The sequence below is a fragment of the Mesobacillus sp. AQ2 genome (assembly GCF_030122805.1).
GTDB lineage: Bacteria > Bacillota > Bacilli > Bacillales > Cytobacillaceae > Mesobacillus > Mesobacillus oceanisediminis_A.
In genome coordinates, this window is the sequence record NZ_CP126080.1 from 1478275 (window position 1) to 1503163 (window position 24889).

At 40.7% G+C, this 24889-nt stretch carries 23 protein-coding genes and 1 other annotated feature; of the genes, 16 read left to right on the forward strand and 7 right to left on the reverse strand.

Annotation, left to right across the window (positions count from 1 at the left end):
- Positions 1 to 22: 22 nt before the first annotated feature.
- Both trpS and QNH36_RS23955 read right to left on the reverse strand, forming a co-directional pair.
- On the reverse strand, positions 23 to 1012 hold the full coding sequence (gene trpS / locus QNH36_RS07285) for a tryptophan--tRNA ligase (protein WP_144474556.1): 990 nt from the start codon (positions 1010 to 1012) through the stop codon (positions 23 to 25).
- Positions 1013 to 1092: 80 nt separating this feature from the next.
- Positions 1093 to 1328: a binding site (T-box leader), on the reverse strand.
- 61 nt (positions 1329 to 1389) lie between these two features.
- Positions 1390 to 1755 (reverse strand): DUF3899 domain-containing protein, encoded by a 366-nt coding sequence (locus QNH36_RS23955; protein ID WP_144474557.1) that lies wholly within the window; start codon positions 1753 to 1755, stop codon positions 1390 to 1392.
- A gap of 273 nt (positions 1756 to 2028) precedes the next feature.
- Between QNH36_RS23955 and QNH36_RS07290 the strand changes: the two genes are divergently transcribed.
- From QNH36_RS07290 to QNH36_RS07315, 6 genes are all read left to right on the forward strand, one after another.
- A complete protein-coding gene (locus QNH36_RS07290) occupies positions 2029 to 3732 on the forward strand; it encodes a peptide ABC transporter substrate-binding protein (RefSeq protein ID WP_144474558.1) in 1704 nt (567 codons plus the stop codon).
- A 138-nt stretch (positions 3733 to 3870) separates the two neighbouring features.
- Entirely contained in the window at positions 3871 to 4800 is a 930-nt protein-coding gene (gene opp3b, locus QNH36_RS07295) for an oligopeptide ABC transporter permease (protein WP_144474559.1), read from the forward strand.
- Positions 4800 to 5828, forward strand: coding sequence for an oligopeptide ABC transporter permease (gene opp3C / locus QNH36_RS07300; protein WP_144474560.1), 1029 nt, complete (start codon positions 4800 to 4802; stop codon positions 5826 to 5828). Before opp3b ends, opp3C begins: the two co-directional genes overlap by 1 nt.
- A 17-nt stretch (positions 5829 to 5845) precedes the next feature.
- Positions 5846 to 6880, forward strand: coding sequence for an ABC transporter ATP-binding protein (locus tag QNH36_RS07305; RefSeq protein WP_144474561.1), 1035 nt, complete (start codon positions 5846 to 5848; stop codon positions 6878 to 6880).
- Between the two features lie 22 nt (positions 6881 to 6902).
- Positions 6903 to 7844, forward strand: a complete 942-nt coding sequence (locus QNH36_RS07310; protein ID WP_144474562.1) for an ABC transporter ATP-binding protein — start codon at positions 6903 to 6905, stop codon at positions 7842 to 7844.
- Positions 7845 to 8014: 170 nt separating this feature from the next.
- Positions 8015 to 9220 (forward strand): putative glycoside hydrolase, encoded by a 1206-nt coding sequence (locus tag QNH36_RS07315; protein ID WP_395883491.1) that lies wholly within the window; start codon positions 8015 to 8017, stop codon positions 9218 to 9220.
- Positions 9221 to 9318: 98 nt separating this feature from the next.
- On the opposite strand, the gene QNH36_RS07320 is transcribed toward QNH36_RS07315, so the two are convergent.
- The gene (locus QNH36_RS07320; RefSeq protein WP_144474564.1) at positions 9319 to 9504 is read right to left on the reverse strand and encodes a hypothetical protein; all 186 of its coding nucleotides are present in this window, start codon (positions 9502 to 9504) and stop codon (positions 9319 to 9321) included.
- Between the two features lie 200 nt (positions 9505 to 9704).
- Between QNH36_RS07320 and QNH36_RS07325 the strand changes: the two genes are divergently transcribed.
- From QNH36_RS07325 to pepF, 6 genes are all read left to right on the forward strand, one after another.
- Positions 9705 to 10274 (forward strand): GNAT family N-acetyltransferase, encoded by a 570-nt coding sequence (locus tag QNH36_RS07325; RefSeq protein WP_144474565.1) that lies wholly within the window; start codon positions 9705 to 9707, stop codon positions 10272 to 10274.
- Positions 10275 to 10709: 435 nt separating this feature from the next.
- Positions 10710 to 11105 carry a transcriptional regulator SpxA gene (gene spxA / locus QNH36_RS07330; protein ID WP_079508109.1) on the forward strand — a complete coding sequence of 132 codons (396 nt, stop codon included), beginning with the start codon at positions 10710 to 10712 and terminating at the stop codon, positions 11103 to 11105.
- Positions 11106 to 12120: 1015 nt separating this feature from the next.
- A complete protein-coding gene (gene mecA / locus QNH36_RS07335) occupies positions 12121 to 12792 on the forward strand; it encodes an adaptor protein MecA (RefSeq protein WP_144474566.1) in 672 nt (223 codons plus the stop codon).
- Between the two features lie 245 nt (positions 12793 to 13037).
- Positions 13038 to 14549 carry a cardiolipin synthase gene (gene cls, locus QNH36_RS07340; RefSeq protein ID WP_144474567.1) on the forward strand — a complete coding sequence of 504 codons (1512 nt, stop codon included), beginning with the start codon at positions 13038 to 13040 and terminating at the stop codon, positions 14547 to 14549.
- Positions 14550 to 14666: 117 nt separating this feature from the next.
- Positions 14667 to 15869 (forward strand): competence protein CoiA, encoded by a 1203-nt coding sequence (locus tag QNH36_RS07345; protein WP_283905007.1) that lies wholly within the window; start codon positions 14667 to 14669, stop codon positions 15867 to 15869.
- 150 nt (positions 15870 to 16019) lie between these two features.
- Positions 16020 to 17837, forward strand: coding sequence for an oligoendopeptidase F (gene pepF / locus QNH36_RS07350; protein ID WP_144474569.1), 1818 nt, complete (start codon positions 16020 to 16022; stop codon positions 17835 to 17837).
- 819 nt (positions 17838 to 18656) lie between these two features.
- On the opposite strand, the gene QNH36_RS07355 is transcribed toward pepF, so the two are convergent.
- From QNH36_RS07355 to QNH36_RS07370, 4 genes are all read right to left on the reverse strand, one after another.
- Positions 18657 to 19538: a ClpXP adapter SpxH family protein gene (locus tag QNH36_RS07355; protein WP_283905008.1), complete on the reverse strand. Its 882-nt coding sequence runs from the start codon at positions 19536 to 19538 to the stop codon at positions 18657 to 18659.
- Positions 19535 to 19936 carry a globin domain-containing protein gene (locus QNH36_RS07360; protein WP_283905009.1) on the reverse strand — a complete coding sequence of 134 codons (402 nt, stop codon included), beginning with the start codon at positions 19934 to 19936 and terminating at the stop codon, positions 19535 to 19537. Before QNH36_RS07360 ends, QNH36_RS07355 begins: the two co-directional genes overlap by 4 nt.
- Before the next feature lie 220 nt (positions 19937 to 20156).
- Positions 20157 to 20801 carry a lytic transglycosylase domain-containing protein gene (locus tag QNH36_RS07365; protein WP_283905384.1) on the reverse strand — a complete coding sequence of 215 codons (645 nt, stop codon included), beginning with the start codon at positions 20799 to 20801 and terminating at the stop codon, positions 20157 to 20159.
- A 19-nt stretch (positions 20802 to 20820) separates the two neighbouring features.
- Positions 20821 to 21408, reverse strand: coding sequence for a CYTH domain-containing protein (locus tag QNH36_RS07370; RefSeq protein WP_283905010.1), 588 nt, complete (start codon positions 21406 to 21408; stop codon positions 20821 to 20823).
- A 118-nt stretch (positions 21409 to 21526) separates the two neighbouring features.
- On the opposite strand from QNH36_RS07370, the gene QNH36_RS07375 reads away from it, so the two are divergent.
- From QNH36_RS07375 to QNH36_RS07390, 4 genes are all read left to right on the forward strand, one after another.
- Positions 21527 to 21907 carry a UPF0738 family protein gene (locus QNH36_RS07375; RefSeq protein ID WP_283905011.1) on the forward strand — a complete coding sequence of 127 codons (381 nt, stop codon included), beginning with the start codon at positions 21527 to 21529 and terminating at the stop codon, positions 21905 to 21907.
- Positions 21908 to 21941: 34 nt separating this feature from the next.
- Positions 21942 to 22580, forward strand: a complete 639-nt coding sequence (gene yjbM, locus QNH36_RS07380; RefSeq protein WP_144474575.1) for a GTP diphosphokinase — start codon at positions 21942 to 21944, stop codon at positions 22578 to 22580.
- 31 nt (positions 22581 to 22611) lie between these two features.
- On the forward strand, positions 22612 to 23412 hold the full coding sequence (locus QNH36_RS07385; protein WP_144474576.1) for an NAD kinase: 801 nt from the start codon (positions 22612 to 22614) through the stop codon (positions 23410 to 23412).
- A gap of 556 nt (positions 23413 to 23968) precedes the next feature.
- Positions 23969 to 24874 carry an RluA family pseudouridine synthase gene (locus tag QNH36_RS07390; RefSeq protein WP_283905012.1) on the forward strand — a complete coding sequence of 302 codons (906 nt, stop codon included), beginning with the start codon at positions 23969 to 23971 and terminating at the stop codon, positions 24872 to 24874.
- Positions 24875 to 24889: the final 15 nt, after the last annotated feature.

The window sequence follows — 24889 nt, forward strand, 5'->3', positions numbered from 1 at the left end:
TAAATGCCAGCTCCTTTTCTGATTATTTTCTCTTGCGGCCAAGCCCCATTGCGTTCTCCATTTTTTTGACCATCTTGTTTGCGACCCGGTTAGCTTTATCAGCGCCATTATCAAGAATTTCATCCAGTTCAGGAGAATCGATCAATTCATAGTACTTTTTCTGAATGGGTTCGATTACATCCACGACAACCTTTGCCAGGTCTGCTTTGAAATCTCCGTAACCTTTTCCTTCATATTCCTTCTCAAGATCAGCAACAGATTTGCCGGTCAGAATGGAGTAAATAGAAAGAAGATTGGAAATGCCGGGTTTGTTTTCTTTGTCGTTTTTCACGATTCCTTCTGAATCAGTAACAGCACTTTTGATTTTCTTTTCAATTTGTTTTGGATCATCCAGCATTGAAATAAAAGCTTTATTGTTCGGATCAGACTTACTCATTTTTTTCAATGGATCCTGGAGCGACATTACCCTTGCACCAACTTTTGCTATCCGGACTTCAGGGATGGTGAAGATGTCATTATATTTTTTATTGAATCGTTCAGCCAGGTCTCTTGTCAGTTCAAGATGCTGTTTTTGGTCTTCTCCGACAGGAACCAGGTCTGTTCCATATAGAAGGATGTCTGCTGCCATTAGGGGCGGGTATGTCAATAGGCCGGCTGAAACTGCTTCTTTACCAGAAGACTTATCCTTGAACTGGGTCATTCTTTCAAGTTCTCCGATATAAGCAACACATTGCATCATCCATCCAGCCTGAGCATGTGCCGGAACCTCTGATTGAATGAAAAGTGTAACCTTTTCAGGATCAATTCCGGATGCGATGTACAAGGCTGCCAGGCTTTTGATATTTTTACGGAGCTGCATCCGTTCCTGGGGTACAGTTATCGCATGCTGGTCAACGATGCAGAAATAGCAATTATACTCATCCTGCAATTCCGTGAATTGCTTCATTGCCCCGATATAATTGCCAAGTGTGATCGTTCCGCTCGGCTGGATGCCGGAAAAAATGGTTTGCATAAAAAATTCCTCCTTCTATTATGGTTCTTCTTCCTGAGAACAAGAAGAAGAACGCAAAAAAGGACCATTCGTACCCTACTTGTAGGGACGAATGGTCCGTGTTGCCACCCTAATTACTCACGAATGAGTCACTCTGCCCATGCTTTATGCTGCATGGCTTCCTTTAACGCAGGATTTACGCCTGGATCTACTTACTGCTTAGTTTCGAACCAGAAGCTCGGAAGTCCATTCCAAATGCCAGGCTGTTTGTTTCCACCGACCACAAACTCTCTGAGAAGCCTTAAACAAATGTACTATTCTTCTTCATTGCTTTTAAAGATTTATTAAAAATGATTATAATCAAATTTACCATCATAAGCAAGTGGAACAGGATTCTTTTACAAATAATAAACGTAAAGGGCTGCCAGCATGAAAGCTAAATCCAGGAGACTAATAATAAGAAGGGGGTTCGCATTGAAGGTGACCAACTCGGACAGAGGAGTCATTTCCTCAAACGACTTCTTCTTCTCTCCTTCTTCCTTCTTGGTAAAAACAGTACGGAAAGAATAGGACATTGTGTCAAAGAAACCTGAATTGACAGTATAGACAAGTAAGGAGATGAATAATAGTGCACTAGCAATATAAAAAGAAATATTGATATAACTCAGTAAGGTAAAACCTCTACGAACGAGGAAAGAGAGGAAGAGAACTATCAACTGCGATGAAAAAAAACCGAAAAAAATTTTCCCAACTTTATTGCGCATTTTACGGATTCTCCCTTAAATTGCTATTTCATTAAAGTAATATTTTAAAAAAACTCTGTAAAAAACTTAAATATTACAATAGGTAACACATTGATTTCATTGAACAAAGGCTTATAAGTCACCATTATAACATAAATCAACTAGGAAATTTATTACTATTGTTTCAAAGTTGTAAATTTTTCTCGCAAAAATATTGAACATTTAATTTAATCTATGTATAATAGGGAATGTAAAAAGTTTTCAGAAAACAACAAAAAAGAGGGGGCAAAACTTTTGAAAAAGTCTAAATTTTCATTGCTATTAGTTTTGACTCTAGTATTCTCTCTATTTCTGACTGCTTGCAGCAGCGGAGATAAGGATACTGGAAAAGACAAGCCTGCTGATGAAGGCACAAAAGGCGAAGAAACTGCTAACGTACCACAGGAATTAAGAATGTTGGATTCTTCCGAGATCCCAACTATGGACACTGTCCTAGCTGAAGGTTCTACAAGTTTCACTTACATAAACAACGTAGGTGAAGGTCTTTACCGCCTTGACCAGGACCACAAGCCGGTTCCTGCACTTGCTGATGGCGAACCAGAAATCAGCGAAGATAAGACTGTTTACACTTTCAAACTTCGCGATTCTAAATGGTCTAACGGCGAGCCTGTAACTGCACAAGACTTCGTATTTGCTTGGCAGCGCGCAATCGACCCTGCAACTGCTTCTCCATATGGTCCTTACATGATGGGCGGCAAAATCAAGGGTGCTGCAGAAATCACTGAAGCTGGAGCAAATAAGAAAGACTACGACCTTAACACTCTTGGTGTAAAGGCAATTGACGAAAAAACTTTGGAAGTAACTCTTGAAAAGCCAGTAGTATACTGGGCTGACCTTTTCGCTTTCCCAACATTCTATCCTCAAAACCAGAAGTTTGTTGAAGAGAAAGGCGAAGCTTTCGCAAGCAATGCTGAAAACTTACTTTACAACGGACCTTTCAAGATGACTAAGTGGGAAGGTACTGACGCCACTGAGTGGGTACTTGAAAAGAACGAAGATTACTGGAATGCTAAAGATGTAACTCTGGAGAAAATCACTGTAAACGTAGTAAAAGATTCAAACTCTGCTGTAAACGCATTTGAAGCTGGCGAAACAGACATGACTGGATTGCTTTCTTCTGATATCGTTCCATCATACGAAGGCGATGAGCGTATGCTTAGCTGGATGGAGCCAACTGTATTCTGGATCAAGATGAACCAGAAGAACGAAGCTCTTAAAAACGTAAACATCCGTAAAGCAATCGCAATGGGCTTCAACAAAGAAGACCTTGCTGCAAGCATCCTGAACAATGGTTCAGTAGCTGCTAACTATTTCGTACCAAAAGATTTCGTAACTCTTGACGGTGAAGATTTCCGTGAAAAGTACGGCGACATTGTTACTTTCAATGCTGAAGAAGCTAAAAAGGCTTGGGAAACTGGACTTAAGGAACTTGGCGTAGATAAGCTTGAGATTCGCTACCTTGGTGGAGACACTGAAGCAGCTAAGAAGACTGACGCTTACATCAAGAACCAATTGGAAACTAACCTTCCAGGTTTGACTGTCAAACTTGAAAGTGTTCCTTTCGCAGTACGTCTAGAGCGTGACAACGCTATGGATTATGATCTTCAATTCGCAGGATGGGGCCCTGACTACGGTAACGCATTGTCGTTCACTGACCTTTGGATCACTGATGGCGGAAGCAACAGAATGGGATACACTAATCCTAAATACGATCAGTTGATCAAGGACGCTCAAGGCAAGCTTGCAACTGATGAAAAAGCACAATGGGAAGCTCAGCAGGAAGCTGAAAAGATCATGCTTGGAGAAGATTTTGGTCTAGCGCCGGTTTACCAGCGTGCAGCTAACATCCTATTGAACCCTGGAGTTAAAGGTCTTGCGATCTACAACTATGGTCCTGACTATAACTTCCAATGGGTTAAGATTACTGAAGCAGAATAATAACTAAAGCAGTTTCTTATTTCAGAAGGTAATAATTCTGATGATAGAAAGAGAGTATATCTAGATATACTCTCTTTTTCCCTGTGAGGCATTTGTCGAATAATAGGGAAAATTAAAATAATATAGGAGGTGCACACTATGGGAAAATACCTGGCTAAAAGGATTCTCTTTATGATTTTGACTCTTTTCATTATTGCGTCCATAACGTTTTTCTTAATGAAAATCATACCTGGTACGCCATTTGCGAGTGCAGCTAAATTGCCGCCTGCGCAATTGCAAATAATGAAAGCTAAGTATGGATTGGACCAGCCTGTGCCTGTACAATATGCTAAATATATTGGCAACCTGCTGCAAGGAGATCTGGGTATCTCATTTCAATTTAATAACACACCGGTAACCGACCTGATGATCAAGCGTCTTGGTCCATCTATGCAATTAGGAGCCCAGGCTATGATTGTTGGAACCATATTAGGCATCATGCTCGGTATATTTGCCGCTCTTAGACAAAATACATGGGTGGATTATAGTGCAACATTTATTGCAGTTTTGGGTAAGGCTGTGCCAAACTTTGTTTTTGCTGGTCTTCTTCAATATTTTGTAGCTGTAAAATTAGGCTGGTTCCCAGTGCTATTCTGGAAAGGATTTGAATATACAATCCTGCCAACCATTGCATTATCTATTTTCCCAATAGCAATTTCAGCCCGATTCATGAGAACAGAAATGATTGAAGTTTTAGGGTCGGATTACATCCTTCTAGCTAAAGCAAAAGGTGCAAGTTACTATGAAATCGCAGTAAAACATGCTTTGAGGAATGCACTTATTCCTTTGGTAACTGTACTAGGGCCTTTGGCGATCTCTTTGATGACAGGTTCACTAGTAGTAGAAAAGATATTTGCTATTCCTGGATTAGGAGAGCAGTTTGTAAAATCTATTACTGTTAATGATTACCCTGTTATCATGGGAACAACTATTTTATTTGCTGCTTTATTTGTGTTTATCATCCTTGTAGTGGATATTTTATATGGAATCATTGATCCACGAATCAGACTGTCAGGAGGTAAAAAGTAATGGCTAATCTTGAAACGAAAATTTCAAAAGATCGCTTTCAGCCTGCAATCATTGATTCAGCTAAAAGCGAAGAAATTAACAAGCCGAGCTTAACCTTTTGGCAGGATGCTTGGATGCGTGTGCGTAAGAACAAAGGTGCCCTGGCAAGTTTAATTGTTATGGTTCTGCTTGTTTTAATGGCCTTCATTGGTCCTTTAATTAGTGGAAAAGATTTTGACACACAAAAAGTCAGCCATAATAATTTGCCGCCAAGAATTCAGGGGCTTGAAAATATCAGTTGGCTCCCTTTTGATGGAGTTAAGGTAAATAAAGCCGGCAAAGAAATTAATATGTATGAAGTTAAAAAAGTAGACGAGTATTATTGGTTTGGTACTGACGCGTTAGGACGTGACCTTTTCACACGTACTTGGAAGGGAACCCAAATCTCTTTGTATATTGCTTTGCTTGCAGCGCTGATTGATATGATTATTGGTGTTGCCTATGGGGCGGTATCAGGGTATTATGGCGGCAGACTGGACAATGTTATGCAAAGGATCACAGAAGTCCTTGTTGGTATTCCTACAATGATTGTTGTAATATTAATGATTCTTGTGCTTCAGCCAGGTATCATCTCAATTACTGTTGCTCTGACAATAACGGGTTGGGTTGGAATGGCGCGTGTCGTCCGTGCACAGGTTTTAAAGCTTAAGGAACAAGAGTTTGTTCTTGCATCTAAGACATTAGGGAATTCTGACGGGAAGATTATTTCCAAACATTTACTCCCTAACCTTGCTGGTGTCATTATTATTAACACAATGTTTACTATTCCAAATGCGATTTTCTTTGAAGCATTCCTAAGCTTTATTGGACTTGGTCTGCAGGACCCATTAGCTTCATTGGGTACTTTAATCGATGAAGGATTTAAAGTATTAAGATTGCATCCACATGAGATGATCATCCCAGCTATCATCATCAGTCTTATCATGATTACATTCAATATGCTGGCAGACGGATTGCGTGATGCGCTTGATCCGAAAATGCGCGATTAAAAGGGCAGGTGAATATAATGGAAAATATTTTAGAGGTTAAAGATTTAAATATCTCCTTCCATACATTTGCGGGAGAGGTTCAGGCAATCCGCGGTGTTAATTTCGATCTGAAAAAAGGAGAGACCCTGGCGATCGTAGGCGAGTCGGGTTCTGGAAAATCAGTAACAACTAAAGCAATCATGAGATTATTGCCTCCTGGAAACTCGGAAATTAAAAATGGACAGATTCTATTTGACGGCAAGGATTTAACAAAGCTGACTGACAGACAAATGCAAAAAATTCGTGGAAAAGACATTTCGATGATTTTCCAGGATCCGATGACATCCTTAAACCCAACAATGACTGTTGGCAAGCAAATCATGGAACCGCTGATCAAGCATCAAAATATGAGTAAATCTACGGCAATGGAACGGGCTGTCCAGCTGTTGAAACTAGTAGGTATTCCTAAGCCGGAATTAAGGGTCAAGCAATATCCGCACCAATTTTCCGGTGGTATGAGACAAAGGGTTGTTATTGCGATTGCATTAGCATGTAACCCAAAGGTCCTGATTGCTGATGAGCCAACAACGGCTTTGGATGTAACCATCCAGGCACAGATTCTGGAATTGATGAAGGATCTGCAGAAAAAGATTGATACATCTATTATCTTCATTACCCATGACCTCGGTGTTGTTGCGAACGTAGCAGACAGGGTTGCCGTAATGTACGGTGGTAAGATTGTTGAAATTGGAACAGTTGATGAAGTGTTTTACAATCCGCAGCATCCTTATACATGGGGATTGATTAGTTCGATGCCAAGTCTTGATGCTAAGGAAGAAGAGCTATATGCAATTCCTGGTACACCGCCAAACTTATTGCATCCGCCAAAGGGAGATGCCTTTGCGCCACGAAATGAATATGCAATGCAAATTGATCTTGAAGAACAGCCTCCAATGTTTAAAGTGTCCGATACACATTATGCTGCTACATGGCTGTTGCATCCGGACGCTCCAAAGGTAGAACCGCCGGAAGCTGTGAAGAGCAGAATGCGCAAATTCATGGACATGAAATAAACTGTAGGAGGAGGACTGGCTGATGGAAAATAGAGAAAAACTTCTTGAAATAAAGAATCTGAAGCAATACTTCAATATTGGACAACCAAATGAAGTAAAAGCGATTGACGGAATTACTTTTGATATCTTTAAAGGAGAGACTCTTGGACTGGTTGGAGAATCAGGCTGTGGTAAGTCCACAACCGGGCGCACAATCATCAGGCTTTACGATGCAACAGATGGAGAGGTCCTTTATAAAGGTGAAAATGTACACGGCAAGAAAAGTAAAAAAGATTTGAAGAAATTCAATAGAAGTATGCAAATGATTTTCCAGGATCCTTATGCATCCCTGAATCCAAGGATGAAAGTATCCGATGTTATTGCTGAAGGCATCGATATTCACGGCCTGGCCAAGAGCAATAAGGAAAGAATGGAAAGGGTATATGAACTACTTGAAACTGTTGGCTTAAACAGAGAACACGCCAATCGATACCCACATGAATTTTCAGGCGGTCAAAGGCAGCGTATCGGGATTGCCCGTGCACTTGCCGTGCAGCCGGAATTTATTATTGCAGACGAACCAATTTCCGCTCTAGACGTTTCCATTCAGGCACAGGTTGTTAACCTGATGAAGAAACTGCAGCGTGAAAAAGGGTTGACATACTTGTTTATCGCACACGACCTTTCAATGGTAAAATATATCAGTGATAGAATTGGTGTAATGTACTTCGGTAAGCTGGTTGAGTTAACGACTGCTGAAGAATTGTACAAAAATCCACTGCATCCTTATACTCAATCATTGCTATCGGCGATTCCGCTTCCAGATCCTGAATCTGAGCGTACACGCCGCCGCAAAACATATGATCCGAATGTACATCAGTATGCGGATGGAGAAGAAGTGAAAATGCGTGAAGTAGTACCAGGGCATTTTGTTTATTGCTCTGAGAAAGAACTTAAACAGTATCAGCAACAATATGTAAAATAATCAAAGCGATCTCTTAATTTGAGATCGCCTTTTTTTTGCATGACTTTGGCGGAGGGAATAAATTCCATATGAAAATATTAATCTATAATATCTAAACCTGTCGAAAGTGGGTAAAATAGAATTAACAATAGATATATAATGAATAATTGATGTACGGTTTGAAAGGAGAGGTGTTTGTGCAATTTAAAAAAATCGCAGCAGCAGCACTATTGGCTGCCTCTATTTCGCAAGCAAGCGGAACAGTTTTTGCTGAATCGAAACCATATGAAACGGAGAAACTTCCAGTCAGGGAACACCAGTCATTGGTGAGGGAAATTCCAAAACAGCTGCCCAGGTTCAAATTTGACTCTGGCTATCAATTTGAGTACCCCGATGCAGTCAGGGGAATCTATGTTACCGGAAATTCAGCAGGAGGGGAGAAGTTTTCCAGTCTGGTGAATCTAGTCGATAAAACGGATTTAAATGCGATGGTGATCGATATAAAAGACGATCATGGATTTCTTACATACAAGCCCAGTGATGACTCTCCATTTAAAGAGATTGGAAAGCCATATATCAAGGACCCCAAAAAAATGCTTAAGACTATGGAAGAAAAGCAAATTTATCCTATAGCGAGGGTAGTTGTTTTTAAAGATACTGCACTGGCAAATAAGAAGCCTGAATGGTCATATAAGGATGGGAATGAAGTTTGGAAGAACGGAAGGGGAGAATCATTCGTCAATCCTTTTGTCAAAGATGTTTGGGAATACAATGTCCAAATTGCGAAAGAAGCCGCCAAAATGGGTTTCAAGGAAATCCAGTTTGACTATGTCCGTTTCCCTGAAGGATTTGAACGGAGAGACAGCACCCTTAAATACTCAATGGGAGATTATCAGAATATCGAGATGGATAATATCCAAAAAAGAGTAAAAGCTGTGACTGATTTCGTCGCATATGCACGCGAAGAATTGAAGCCTTATGATGTAAAAGTATCTGTTGATATATTCGGTTATACAGCAACACTTCCAGAAGCTCCAGGTATAGGACAGAATTTCTCGAAAATCTCTGAAAATGTCGATGTCATCTCTTCGATGATCTATCCTAGCCATTGGACTTCATATTTCGGTATTACAAAGCCTGATACCCAGCCATATAGGCTTGTCGAGGAATATGCCAAGCTGGAAAAAAAGAAGCTGGCTGAATTAAAGACTCCGCCCATATCACGACCATGGCTCCAGGATTTCACAGCATCGTGGCTTGGCAGCGGGAATTACATCGTGTATGGTAAAAAGGAAGTCGAGGACCAAATCAGGGCACTCAAGGATCAGGGCATCAATGAATACTTATTATGGAATGCCAGCAACAGGTATTCCCCTAATGTTGATTACACACCATAAACAAACAAAAAGCCTGAAGGGATAATTCATCCTTTCAGGCTTTTCATATTGTTAGATAATCGCCATTATAAAAGTTATAATATTAGATGTAATGTGAATTACTTCTTGCTGCCGCCAACATTTTTCCAGCCGTCTTGCACTCTGGTTGATTGGTTGACGAATTCATTTCTTTTGTTCCCACTAAAGAATCTGGTACCAACTCCATTAGTGATGACACCAATTGTTGCGGTAATACCCACGATCAGCAAAGCAACGATAGTTAAATCCATTATGTAACCGCCCATGATAAACCTCCACCTTTTTTTCACAATTTCATGATTGTGGTAAATATAAATGCATGATCCCTACATCTTTATTTTAAAAGAATTGTAAGCGTATTAAAAGGACTTTATTTAGAAAAAATAATACGAGCATTTTGATCATGAGTATATAAGAAAAGCTGGGTGCTTATCGGGATGGAATAAAATTGAAAAGGAGATAAGCAATGCATTGGTATGAAAAATTAAATCAGTATTTCCCGATTGAGGAAATGAAATCAAAGGAACACATGGAAACATTATTAAAGGAAAGGCCTGAAATTTATCATAAGGATGAAGGGCCAGGTCACGTACTTATGTATGTTGAAACCGATGATTTCGTATTCATCGATTATCTCTTTGTCTCAAAAGATACTCGAGGCCAGGGGCTTGGACATAAGCTGATAGAAAAGCTCAAGGAAAAAGGGAAGCCTATCATCCTCGAAGTAGAGCCGGTTAATTATGAAGATACAGATACCGAAAAAAGACTTCGGTTTTACAAAAGGGAAGGATTTGAACATGCACGAACGGTTGGATACAGACGCAGGTCGCTGGCAACAAAAGAAATCAATGAAATGGAAATTCTATACTGGTCGCCAAATGAATCATCAGAAGATATAGTGTATGAAGCAATGAAAAAAACCTATAATATGATCCATACTTATAAAGATAAGACGTTCTACGGGGAGTCCTACCAGCCAGTAGAGGAAGTATTGACGGTTGAAGATAAACGGGATGACTTACTTGAAGACCTTTGACCATAAACGCAATCAGGTGCAATCGCCCTGGTTGCGTTTTCATTTTGAAGACCATAATTGAGAATCAAAAAAATAAATAATAAAATGTTTAAGCATATCAAAAGCGGGTAAATATAATTAAATTATGAATTTGTGCGCTGACGGACAGAACCGCCTGGAATTTTACGAATATTTATATAGATTGAAATCAGAGGGAGATGAAAATTATTCATTTTTAATGAAACTTTTTTCTATTTCATTCGTTATATATAAAGAAGGACAAAAATTCTTACATAGTCACCCGCGTGAATTTTTTTGAAAAGGATACCTTTTATCCTCTTCATGGTGTATAATAAACAATATGAATTATAAAATTAAACTTATTATTATTTAATAAATGACAGCTCATTTGAAGCAAATAATATATAAGTAAATCTTAAGGAGTGTGAATTACCAATGGTCACTTTATACACTTCACCAAGTTGTACTTCATGCAGAAAAGCAAAATCATGGCTTGAAGAACATGAAATTCCATACACTGAAAGAAACATATTTTCTGAGCCTTTATCGATTGATGAAATAAAGGAAATACTTCGAATGACCGAGGATGGAACGGATGAAATCATTTCAACTCGTTCGAAGACATTCCAAAAGTTAGATGTTAACCTGGAGACAATGCCTTTACAGGAATTGTTCGAAGTAATCAAAGAAAACCCAGGCTTACTTCGCCGCCCGATCATAATCGACGAAAAGCGCCTGCAGGTTGGTTATAATGAAGATGAAATCAGACGCTTCCTTCCGCGGAAAGTCCGCACTTTCCAATTGCGCGAAGCACAGCGCTTAGTCAATTAAATTTATTAAGCTCCCAATTTTGGGAGCTTTTTTTGTTTTGGGATTTTGTCTATTTCTACTCTTACTTTAGACAGCTTTTCTTTGTATTCCACTAAAGCTGTCTGAACTCTGGCTTACTTCGGACAGCTTTTCTTGGTTTGCCACGAAAGCTGTCCGAACTTTGGCTTACTTCGGACAGCTCTTCTTGGATTGCTACTAAAGCTGTCCGAACTTGGACCTACTTCGGACAACTTTTCTTCGTTGTTCACTAAAGCTGTCCGTACTCTGGCTTACTTCGGACAGCTTTTCATTGTTTGCCAGTAAAGTTGTCTGAACCGAGACTTACTTGGGACAGCTTTTCTTGGTTTTCCACCAAAGCTGTCCGAACTTGGACTTACTTCGGACAGCTTTTCAACGTTTGCCAGTAAAGCTGTCCGAACTTGGATTTACTTCGGACAGCTTTTCTTCGATTGTCACGAAAGCTGTCGGAACTTGGACTCCCTTCGGACAGCTTTTTTGGGTTTGCCACGAAAGCCGTCCCGAACTCTGGCTCACTTCAGACAGCTTTTCTTGGTTTTCCACCAAAGCTGTCCGAACCCAGGCTCACTTCAGACAGCAGGACAGTAGTAAACGGTCGATAACCCAACAAAGAACGCCAATTGAAGATCGAACCTCGACTCCTTCATCAAAGACAGTCAGACAAATTGAAATCAAGCCAAGTTTCTGCTAAAATGTAAAGAATACTTTAATTTTATAGTTGCCTTTGTTTTGTGAAATTTCAATGGTATTAAACCAGTGAATTGCGCACAAAACTTGAAACAATAAGAAAAAAGCCTTTTATAAAAATGGGTGCATATTTTATTTCCAAAATGGCTGATGATAACATAAAATGAAAGTACAAGATTATTCTATTTACCTTCCTTTAATAAAAACTTGGTGATTCAGACTCATTTATTAAGGGTAAAAGATATGGACCAACTGCTTTTTGGGGGTATTTAGTCCCTTCAAATCTTTGCCTGGAAGGGAGAGAAAGCGAATGGAAATCGAGCGCATTAATGAGAATACGGTAAAGTTCTACATTTCATATATGGACATAGAGGAACGCGGGTTTGACCGGGAAGAAATCTGGTATAACCGTGATCGCAGTGAGGAACTGTTCTGGGAGATGATGGATGAAGTCCATGCAGAAGAAGAGTTTACTGTTGAAGGTCCATTATGGATCCAGGTCCAGGCCCTGGAAAAAGGTCTGGAGGTATTGGTTACAAAGGCTCAATTGTCAAAGGATGGGCCGAAATTTGAACTGCCGCTTCCAAATGATAAAATGAAAGATATGCCAGTTGATGAGCGAATCGAAGAGCTGCTTGACCATCAATTTAATCCAAAAGGATTTGATGATGAAGAGAGTTCGTTCGAGGATGATCTTGAATTCTTATTACTTTTTAAGGATTTCGAGGATGTCATCTCGCTATCAAAACGGCCGGGAATCGATAATATCAAAACAAGCTTGTATAGTTATTCTGACAAGTATTATTTATACATTGAATTTCCTGAGCAAGATTTCGAGGATGAAGAGGAAATTGATAATATTCTAAGTGTCCTTCTCGAATATGGGCAGGAATCAAGCATGACGATTCATCGTCTTGATGAATATGGCAACAAGATTATCGACAATGATGTATTCAATGTCATAAGGAAGCATTTTTCCTGATACAGGGCCGATTTCAGAAATGAAATCGGCTTTTTTAATCGAGCTCCCTTCTTTCCCCTTGGCGTCGCTTCGATTTTAACAATGAAGTAAAATATCGGCATCCCCAACCGGTTCTGCAGCGCTTGTCTGGTTCAAAACTGAGAGTTTGTAGTTTTTTTGATATAATTTGTATGAATCCCATTACTAAATAGAAACGTATATATACAGTGGTTTGGAAATCAGAAGCGGGAAAACAGGTGGTTACCATGAAAAATACAGTTCGAATTTTAACGTTTATATTCATTTTGGCAGGCATTTATTATTTCTTTTATGAAAAACTTGATGCTGTTTATTTAGGATACATAAGTATTTTCATGACATTAACCGTGATCTTTATCAGCTTTGTAATCTTCCTTGAGAATCGTCATCCAGCCCAGACTTTAACCTGGATTATCGTTCTCGGTGGTTTCCCGGTTGTGGGTTTCATATTTTATTTATTATTCGGCCGGAACCATCGGAAGGAAAAAATGTTCCGCCGTAAATACTTTCTTGATAAGCAAACTTTTACACGAATTGAAGGGGACAGCGAAAGGGCGAACAGAGCACGGATGCTTGAAATGGAAGAAGATCACCGGCGCTTGTTCAATCTTGCCCAGAAGCTCGGGAATAGCCCCATTTCCTTTGCAACATCAACAAAAGTGCTGACAAATGGTGATGAAACTTTTAGCCATATTCTCGAAGAATTGAAAAAGGCAACCCACCATATCCACATGGAATATTATATTGTGCGCGATGATGCAATCGGCCATGAAATCAAGGATGTTCTGATTGAAAAAGCCAAAAAAGGAGTAAAGGTCCGGTTCCTGTATGATTCGGTTGGATCTTGGAAGCTTTCAAAAAAATTTATCGGCGATTTGACTGAAGCAGGTGTCGAAGTGGTTGAATTTGGTCCTGTCCGCCTTCCGTTCCTGAACAGCAAATTCAATTTCCGTAATCACCGGAAAATCATTGTGATTGATGGTACAGTTGGCTTTGTCGGAGGATTGAATATCGGTGATGAGTACCTCGGAAGGAATAAGGATTTTGGATTTTGGCGTGACACTCACTTAATGGCAAAAGGAGAAGCAGTAAGGAGCCTGCAGCTGATCTTCCTGCAGGATTGGTATTATATGACGAATAATAGCTTTTTGACGGCAGAGTACTTATCGCCTGCACTGGAGGTTAACACTCACGGTGGGGTTCAAATGATTGCAGGAGGCCCAGACAATGAGTGGAGTGTGATCAAGAACATCTTTTTCTCGATGATTTCGTCAGCGGATAAGTCAGTCTGGATTGCGTCTCCATATTTTATTCCGGACGAAGATATTTTCAGTGCGATCAAAGTGGCTGCCCTAAGCGGCCTTGATGTCAGGCTGCTTGTCCCAAAAAGGCCAGATAAAAGAATCGTCTTCTTCGCTTCAAGATCGTATTTTCCAGAGCTTCTTGAAGCAGGGGTAAAAATTTATGAATACGAAAAAGGGTTCATGCACAGCAAAATAGTCATTGTTGATGGCCAGCTTGCTTCAATTGGCACGTCCAATATGGACATGAGAAGCTTCCACCTGAACTTCGAGGTCAATGCTTTCCTCTATAAAACAAGCAGCACATTGAAACTGGTGGAGGAGTTCCAAAGTGATATCCAGCAATCAAAGGAAATTGATATGAATGATTTCAATAAACGCAATATCGGTTACAGGCTTCTCGAGTCAACATCAAGACTTCTGTCGCCCATGCTTTAGCAGTCCGTATTTGTTACGGGCTGTTTTTTTTCTGTGAACATTTTGTTAATTGTTTCAATTATAAGAGGTGATCACTCCTATACTCCCGAATAGAACTAGGAGAAAGGAGGTTCAATAATGCTAGTGGCAAATAAGTTTAATGGGGAAGTATTTTCACTCGCAAACGGTGATACCAAGAAAGAATTGGAGAAGGTCAGGTCCCGGGAAAAGTTTTACTGTCCTGATTGTGGCGAAGAGGTAATCATGAAGCTCGGCAATAAGAAAATCTGGCATTTCTCCCATACTGCAAGCGGAAGCTGCCAATATGAGTATGATCGAGAATCTGAGTATCACCTTTCTGGCAAGCTTAAACTATATAATTGGCTGAAGAAACAGGGAATTCATGCTGAGCTGGAAAAGTTCGATCAGCAGATGAGACAAAAACCGGATATCGCATTTGATTGGAAAGGTCAGAAATATGCAATTGAGTTTCAATGTTCAGTCATTCATGCTGATATTTTCGAAAAAAGGACAAGAACCTACCTGGAGCATGATGTGATCCCTCTATGGATTGCAGCCGAGAACCTGATCAAACGCATTTCCCATATGGTTGTATCCATGAATCATTTCCTCTATCTCTTTCTGCGAAGAACCAAACATGCCTGGAATTTGCCTGCTTTTTGCCCAGTCTCAGGCCAGCTCATCAACCTTCATGGTGTTATTCCTATTTCCTCAAGAAAGGCAATCACGATACTAGAAGTAAAGAGTCTGAGTCAATCTTCAATCGAGGATCTCCTCAGTCCTAAAGCAAGACAGTATCCTTTTTTAAAAATTTGGCAAACAGAAAATCAAAAGCTGAAATCCCGTTATCTGATGAATCATGGAGCGTGGCAAAGTCGTTTCCTAAAAGAATTATACCATAATCGCCTCAGCCTTCTAACTCTTCCCGCTATCCTCGGACTGCCTGTCCACTCGAGCCCCTATATTGAAACACCGTCATTGATGTGGCAAACATACATCTATCTTGATATCTTTCGGCATCATAAATCAGGGGAATACATTCGATATGCACGAATAAGGGCTGCATTTGCTAAAAGAGTCAAAAAAGGGGATATCAAACTCAGGACCCTGCCGGCTGCCGGGCATAGAGATGCCTGGTATGCTTTAGCAGAATATGTTTTCCTTTTAACAAAGATCGGGTACCTGGAAAAGATTGATTCGGGGACAGTTAAGGTACAAAAAGAGATTGAGTTTCCATCTTCAGTCGACTGTCAATTGAAGGCGGAAACCAAATTTTATGCTGAGTTTGAAAATAAAATAGTGCAATCGGTCTTCCAATAACATGAAAAAAGAAATTAAAGAGTAAAATAAGGAAGTTAACGAAAAACTTTTCATCTCTTTCTTTTTTTTGAAGGAAATAAGAACCGATTATCGAATAATATGATAGTAGAAAAGTTTTTCGAATTCCGAAATTTTGTTAGGAGGATCCATATGTCTGATGAAACTGCAGTAAAAAAATTGCCATCAAGAGATGAGGCTGCCACCGAGAATACGTGGAGACTTGAAGATATTTTCGCGAGTGATGATGCCTGGGAAAAAGAATTCAATGAAGTGAAGAGCTTAGTTCCTTCTGTCCAGGAATATCAGGGAAAACTTGGGGATAGTGCGGATCAGCTTTACGATGCACTGCAATTGCAGGATAAGCTATTAGAGCGCCTTGGCAGATTATATACATATGCACATATGCGCTATGACCAGGATACAACAAATTCTTTTTATCAAGGACTGGATGACCGCATCAAGAATCTGTATTCCCAGGCGGGAAGTGCACTGGCTTATATTGTGCCGGAAATCCTGGCTGTCGACGAAGAAAAGATTAAAGGCTTTTTGCAGGAGAAGAAAGAGCTGAAGCTTTATGAGCATGCTTTGGAGGAAATCAATCTTCAGAGACCGCATGTCCTTTCAGCCGAAGAGGAAGCGCTGCTTGCACAGGCAGGGGAGGTAATGAGTTCACCGTCAAATACTTTTGGCATGCTGAACAATGCGGATTTGGAATTCCCTTCGATTAAGGACGAGAACGGTGAAGATGTGGAAATCACCCATGGCCGTTACATCCGTTTCCTTGAAAGTGAAGATCGCAGGGTACGCGAGGATGCCTTCAAAGCGGTTTACAAAACATATGGCAGCTTCAAAAATACATTTTCAAGCACATTGAGCGGCAATATCAAGAAGGATAACTTCAATGCAAGAATCCGTAAATATGATTCTGCGAGGCATGCTGCACTTGCTGCGAATAATATCCCTGAAAGTGTTTATGAAAACCTTGTGAATACAGTGAATGATAACCTGCACCTGCTTCATAGATACGTAAAGCTTCGAAGGAAGGTACTGGGCCTCGATAAGCTTCATATGTATGACCTTTACACACCATTGGTGAAGAACGTGAAAATGGAAATCCCATATGGAGAGGCTAAAGATTATGTCCTAAAAGGCCTAGAGCCACTTGGACAGGAATATAATCAGGTCCTTCAGGAGGGTTTTGAAAATCGCTGGGTAGATGTGTATGAGAACAAAGGGAAGCGCAGCGGTGCCTATTCTTCGGGTGCATATGGCACAAATCCATACATCCTGATGAACTGGCAGGATAATGTGAATAATTTATTTACGCTTGCACATGAGTTCGGACATTCGGTCCACAGCTACTACACTAGGAAAACTCAGCCATATCCATATGGAAACTACTCAATTTTTGTTGCAGAGGTAGCTTCCACATGCAATGAAGCGCTTTTGAATGACTATATGCTGAAAACGATTGATGATGAGCAGAAGCGCTTGTATTTACTGAATCACTATCTCGAGGGCTTCAGGGGAACTGTGTTCAGACAGACCATGTTCGCTGAATTTGAACATATGATTCACCAGAAAGCACAGAATAACGAAGCTTTGACAGCTGATTCTCTCACAAAGGATTATTATGAGCTCAATAAAAAATACTTCGGTGAAGAAGACATCATTATTGATGAGGAAATCGGACTGGAGTGGTCTAGGATTCCGCATTTCTATTACAATTACTATGTATACCAGTATGCGACAGGCTTCAGTGCAGCGACAGCACTGAGCAAACAGATCCTTGAGGAAGGACAGCCTGCTGTCGAACGATATATTGAATTCCTGAAATCAGGAAGCTCTGACTATCCAATCGAAGTCCTGAAAAAGGCAGGAGTGGATATGACAAGCTCGAAGCCAATTGAGGAAGCTTTGAAGGTATTCGAAGAAAAGCTGAACGAAATGGAAGCATTGCTTTCTTAGTACAAAAAACCGGCTGCATCATTGCAGCCGGTTTTTTCAATTAGAATCCTTTGAACTTTTTTCGGTTATTTAAATATATCAGTAAAATAAAAAGGGAGAAGAACAGAATGGGGGAGGTCAGGTATAAAGGTAGAAGATGCATCAACCCTCCGATATGGAGAACAAATGAAAAAAGGATGAATAGTGCTATAAGAAAGAGACCTATTTTGTCCACGTACATCACTCCGGATCGCTTTATACATGATATATATGCTTCTGTCCATATATTAATGATTGGTATTTGACAATATTGTGAAATAACACACAAGTGTATTGTTATACTGCTAAAGCCTATGGTATATTTATGACGTGAAGTTGATCACAAACAAACATTTACCCCTTTGTTTGACCGTGAAAAATTTCTCCCATCCCCTTTGTTCGTATAAAATAGAAAAAAGGCCTTGCAGTTGGAGAGCTGCAAGGCCTTTTTCTGCATGCAATGATATAAATAGCCAGTTTCACGCTGATTGAAGGCTAAATCCGGCGAGATCCTTTCAATTTCAGTAATGCGTGAAGTAGTATTGGCGTTTATTATAATGGTGCGACTCCACTTTGATCTGATTTCTGTTCATTTTGAATTAACTCACCAACATTTTGAATTAAATCACCAACATTTTGAATTAATTCGACCACATTTTGAACTAATTCGACCACATTTTGAAATTATTCGACCACATTTTAAAATTATTCGACCACATTTTGAATTAATTCGACCACTTCAACAACAATGCCAAAAAACATGCACCGAACTGCAAAAAAAATGACCGGGCATCTGCACGGTCATCCTTCTAGATATCGCCAGAACATCCCGTATTTTGCAGGGATTTGTTCAACCATTTGCTTTAACATCAGTTTTTTTAATTCCTTCTCAGCCTGAGGCACTGTGATGTCGTAAACTACAGCCACTTCCTTGGAAGCAACCATTTTGTACTGCATCAAAAATTGTTCCAGGCTTGGCGGCTGGGCTGCATCTGGTTTTTGCTGTAGCATTTCTTCAAGAATCTGGACGTATACCTCATATGGATAAAGTCCGGTAATCTTGATGCCTTCTTCTTCGACATTGGCATTGAAAAAGACAAGTGTCGGAATTTCCTGGACGTCCATTTCATTGGTGATTTTCAAATCACACTGGAACGCCTTTGCAGCTGTTTCTGAATGAATATCTGTCACGAATTCTTCAACGTCCAGCCCCACACTTCTGGCGCAATTTTTTAGCACCTCAAAATTCGAGACATTCTGTTTTTCAAGAAACAATACTTCCTGAAGTCTTCGCAGAAAGCGGATGCCTTTCTTTTTTCCCTGAAGTTCTGCCGATTTAATAGCAATCGAAGCTAAATAAGGAGACGAAACAGGGTTTTCGAACCAAAGCGAGCCGTCACAGGACATACCTGTTCTGCTTGCTGTCTTTTCCCATAGCTCAGCAATCGTTTCGTAGCGTTTCTTTCTGTTCATGTTCAGGGTGGCAAGACGGCCGCTCAATACATGTTTGATTGAAAAATACTTGCCATATTCGATCTGCAGCTTTTTTATGATTGGCTCTAGTGCCCAGCATTCAGGACAAAGCGGATCAACGAACATATAAATTTCTATAGGCTTCTTGTCCAAACTCTGGCAGTATTCTGACGGGTCATAGCTTAAAAGATTTTCGCGGCTGAGTCTCATGAGTTCTCACCGGTTTCATCATCTGGTGTATTGATCATATGCTGGGCGGTAAGGTAGAGCCTTGCGTAAAAATCCTCCCTGACAGAACCATCGAGACCCACTTTATCCATGGCCTCTGCCATGCATGCGAGCCAGGCTTTCGCCCTGACTGGCGTAATTTCGAAAGGCAGATGTCTGGCACGAAGCATTGGATGGCCATGTTCGTTGGTATATAAAGGCGGCCCGCCTAAATATTGAGTCAGGAACTGCTTTTGTTTACGGGCAGTTTCCGTTAAGTCGTCCGGGAATATAGGAGCAAGATCAGGATGCATTCCAACGCGGTGGTAAAAAGCATCGACCAGCCGGTGAAGTGTCCCTTCGCCAATGGCTTCGAATGGTAAGGTCTTATTCTCAACCATATTGATAACTCCTTTAAAATAGATTTTAGAAATTTCATTCTGCTTTGATAGTTATGCTATTTATTGTAGCAATGCTAAATTTATATCTCAAACAAATCGGCTTGTGTTCTGCGAAAACTGTCTTTTGATTTCATTAATTTCGGTTTGCTTTACTAATTTACACAAAAAAGCCGCCTGTTACCACTGACAGGCGGGTGAAAATAATGGAAGTATTATCCTTTTAACTATAATAAACATCGGTCACTTTCCGTACATAGTTCTGTGTTTCCTTGAATGGGGGAATCCCGCCATATTTATCAACATTCCCAGGTCCTGCATTATATGCTGCAAGTGCAAGTTCAATATCATTGTCATATCTATCGAGCATTTGCCGGAGGTATTTAGCGCCTCCAAGAATATTATCTGCGGGATCAAAAACATTTTTAACCCCTAGGCCCCTTGCTGTTGAAGGCATCAGTTGCATCAATCCGGAGGCACCGGCATGGCTTACGGCGTTAGGATTGAAATTGGATTCCTTTTGAATGACTGATTTGATCAGCTTGGCTGGTATATTGAACATAGCAGCGGCCTGATCGATCATACCATCAAAATCTGTATTATTTTTGGCCGCTACCTTTGTCAGTTGAATGGGAGGGAGCATTTGGGCAATGTTTTGCTTGGATATATCATATGAGCCCACAGCAGCTTGAGCATTTTCGAACAGCTCTTCCAGCTTTGTTGCCGTGGCGCCAAGGGCATTGCTCTGGTCATTCAAAATGCCGGAAAGCATGTCCTGAAAAAGGCCGTTTCCCGATTGGCCCGGGGTTCGATTGAAATTTTGAAGCGCCTGCAATTCAAGCATGGCTTTTAACTGATCAACATTCATCATGATTCTCCTGCCTGGTCTATTCTCTTAAAAGATTATACTTTTTAGCGTAAAAGCGTTTGATCTTATTATCGGTTTGTCGAACAGGTATTTTTAGTTCAGTGAGTAAATTGGAAAAATTTAGAAATCCTTCCGACTCATCTGTCACTTCATATTCTAGCTCAAAATCCTCTGTATTTAAATAGTAACTATGGTCTAGGACTAGTATTCCCTCTTTATACTCAACCTCAGCGCGCACCGTTGTCAGCGACCCGAAGTATTGCAGTTCATTCATATTGGAAATTAAATCGGATACAGCGTCCTTCACTTCACCATCAGGCAATTTGTCTGTTTTTAAGGCTTCATTTGCCTGTCCTTCAGTCAGAATCTGATTCGTTTCGAGCAATCCCTGTTTTGCAGGCTGTTTTAAAGTCAGTTCAAACTCATTGCCTTTTTCCCTGATCCGTAGTGCTGATCCTTTATCCTTCAAGGTAAAAGAAGGTGTATCGAAATAATGATTGATTTGTTTTTTGAATTGTTCCGGCTCCAGTTTGAAGTAACTTGACAGGTAGTGGAATTCTTTCTCTGTCAGCATGTTCTTGAATTCGATCTCGATATTTTGGCTCAAGTCCGTCCGTCCTTTCCAATAAGCTGTCCTTATTATCTCGCGAAATCCTGTTTGCTTCAATCTTTAGTAGAAAATGGTTCGATATGATAAAATAAAAAAGATTATGGAGGTTGAAAAAATGAGCAAAAAGATTATCGTTACAAATGCAAAAGTAGAAAATGATGAGCTCCTGCTCTTGACAGACAGGGAGACAAAAATAATAAGCCTTGCAGCAACTGGGCAAATGCTTGTGGATTCTGATCAATTATCCTTTATTTATATTGTTGATAATGAAGATGGATATCAATATGTCACCATTCCTGAAGCTGCCTGGAATGCCATACAGCAAGGTCTCCAGGGCGGGCTGGAAGTGTTTCTTGCAAATGCCGGCGGCAAGCTTAAATTGGAAAGCTTCCGTGGTGAAATGGAATATTTGATTGAAAATATAACAGGGAACAGCAATTATGGAGAGGAAATGGTCACGAAAGTGGAACAGGTTTTTGCCGCACCCTCCGCTTAAGCTTTCGTGAAAAGAACCGGATGAGGTGACTGATGTGAAACACTGGGATCAATTTTTAGAACCTTATAAACACGCTGTGGAAGAATTGAAGGTAAAGCTTAAAGGAATCAGGAGCCAATATGAGCTTCATTCCGACCATTCCCCGATTGAATTTGTCACGGGAAGGGTAAAGCCAATTGCAAGCATACTGGACAAAGCCCATCAAAAAGGGATTTCACTGGATAAACTCGATTCCGAAATGCAGGATATCGCAGGCTTGAGAATCATGTGCCAGTTCGTGGATGACATCAAGACAGTCGTTGAACTGTTAAGGTGCCGGAATGATTTTGAAATTATCGAGGAAAGGGATTATATCTCGCATAAAAAAGCAAGCGGTTACCGCTCTTACCATGTGGTCATCCGTTATCCCGTCCAGACGATCAGGGGAGAAAGAAAAATTCTTGCTGAAATCCAAATCAGGACGCTGGCAATGAATTTCTGGGCAACGGTGGAGCATTCATTGAACTATAAGTACAAGGGGCTTTTCCCTGAAGATATTAAAATCAGGCTGAAGCGGGCTGCAGAGGCTGCGTTCCGCTTGGATGAAGAGATGTCGACAATCAGGGGAGAAATCCAGGATGCACAGGCATTTTTTACACGGAAAAAAGAAATGCAGCAGGATGGGAAGAAATAGTATAAATCCGATATGCAGGGGTGTTTGATACATGAAATTCGCGATTACTTCAAAGGGAGACTCCCGGTCTAATACATTGATGCATAAAATGAGGACGTATCTTTTGGACTTTGATCTAGAATATGATGAAGACCAGCCGGACATCTGTATCTCTGTCGGAGGGGATGGCACGCTTTTGTATGCTTTCCATCGTTACAGCAGCAGGCTGGATAAAACAGCATTCATTGGAGTACATACAGGACACCTAGGCTTTTATGCAGACTGGGTTCCTGAAGAAATCGAAAAACTTGTCATTGCCGTGGCAAAAACACCGTACCAGGTGATTGAATATCCGCTGCTTGAAGTTATTATCAGGTACCAGCACGGCGGCAGGGAAACCAGGTATCTTGCCCTGAATGAATCCACCGTAAAATCAGTTGAAGGTACACTGGTCATGGATGTTGAAATCAGGGGCCAGCATTTTGAACGTTTCCGCGGAGATGGTTTATGCGTATCCACGCCATCCGGAAGCACAGCTTATAACAAAGCACTGGGCGGGGCAATCCTTCATCCATCCCTGAGAGCGATCCAGGTAGCAGAAATGGCATCCATCAATAACCGGGTGTTCAGGACAGTGGGATCCCCGCTGATCCTGCCTGACCACCATACTTGTACTTTGAAACCTGTCAACAGGCCTGATTTCCAGGTGACAGTGGACCATTTGACCTTATTGCATAAAGATGTGAAATCGATCCAATTCCGGGTTGCGGATGAAAAAATCCGTTTCGCGCGATTCCGTCCCTTCCCATTCTGGAAAAGGGTGCATGATTCCTTTATCTCTGATAGTGATTAAGGGTGATTTCGGCTTCCCGAAAAGGAAGAGCCTTTTAATGGGGCACTTCAACGATCATGGAAGTCCAGAATATCTAGGAAACCGGCTTTAATGGACATTTCAGAGCACGTGAAAGTCCAATATGTCTAAGAAACTGGTTTTATTGGACATTTCAGAGCACGTAAAAGTCCAAAATGTCTAATAAATCGGTTTTATTGGACATTTCAGAGCACGTGAAAGTCCAAAATGTCTAATAAATCGGTTTTAATGGACATTTCCATGCATATAGAAGTTCAAAATGTCTAAGAAACCAGCTTTAATGGACATTTCAATGTCTGTATAAGTCCAAAATGTCTAAGAAACTGGTTTTAATGGACATTTCCATGCACGTGGAAGTCCAAAATGTCTAAGAAACCGGCTTTTATGGACATTTCAGAGCACGTGGAAGTCCAAAATGTCTAAGAAACTGGTTTTAATGGACATTTCAATGCATATGGAAGTCCCAAATGTCTAAGAAACCGAATTAATGGACAATGGACACGTAATAATCGAAACAACGAAGACAGGAGCCGCTGATATGGCGAAAAACTTCACAATGGAATTTACTGCCGGGATTTCTGACGAGGGAAAGATGCTGAGGGAATTTCTCAAACAGATGGAAATCTCTAAATCGGCTCTTACTGATATTAAGTTCAAGGGCGGATTTATTTCCGTGAATGGTCAGGAAGTGAATGTCAGGTACATCTTAAAGCCTGATGATCGAGTCAGAATTGAATTCCCTCCTGAAATTCCTTCTGAGGGAATGAAGGGAGAAAAGTTCCCTCTTTCCATTATTTATGAGGATGATTACTTACTGGTGGTGAATAAGCCTTCAGGCATGAACACGATACCTTCCAGGGAGCATCCGTATGGCAGTCTTGCCAGCGGGCTGATCGGATATTATGAAGAAAACGGAATATCTGCTACTACCCATATCGTTACCAGGCTTGACAGGGATACGTCAGGGCTGGTGCTGATTGCGAAACATAGTCATGTTCATCATTTGCTCAGTAAGCAGCAGCGTTCTGGCGGTGTAAGCCGGAGCTATGAGGCATTAGCTGAAGGAATCATCGAGCAGGATGAGGGAACCATTGAAGCTCCGATTGCGAGGAAACCTGACAGCATCATCGAGCGGGAAGTCCATTCAAATGGACAATACGCATGTACTCTGTTTAAGGTTGCTCAACGGTATGGTGTCTTCACTCATATACACCTCAGGCTGAAGACCGGCAGGACCCATCAAATCCGGGTACACATGAGCTTTATTGGCCATCCGCTGCTTGGTGATACTTTATATGGGGGCAATAAAAATAAAATAGCAAGACAGGCATTGCATTGCCGGGAACTTCTTTTCACCCACCCTTTTTTACATAAGGAAATGCATTTTACCGCAAGTCTCCCAAAGGATATGCAGGAAGTGCTGAAAGAAGGCAGATCGTTATAAAAGCGATTTGCCTTT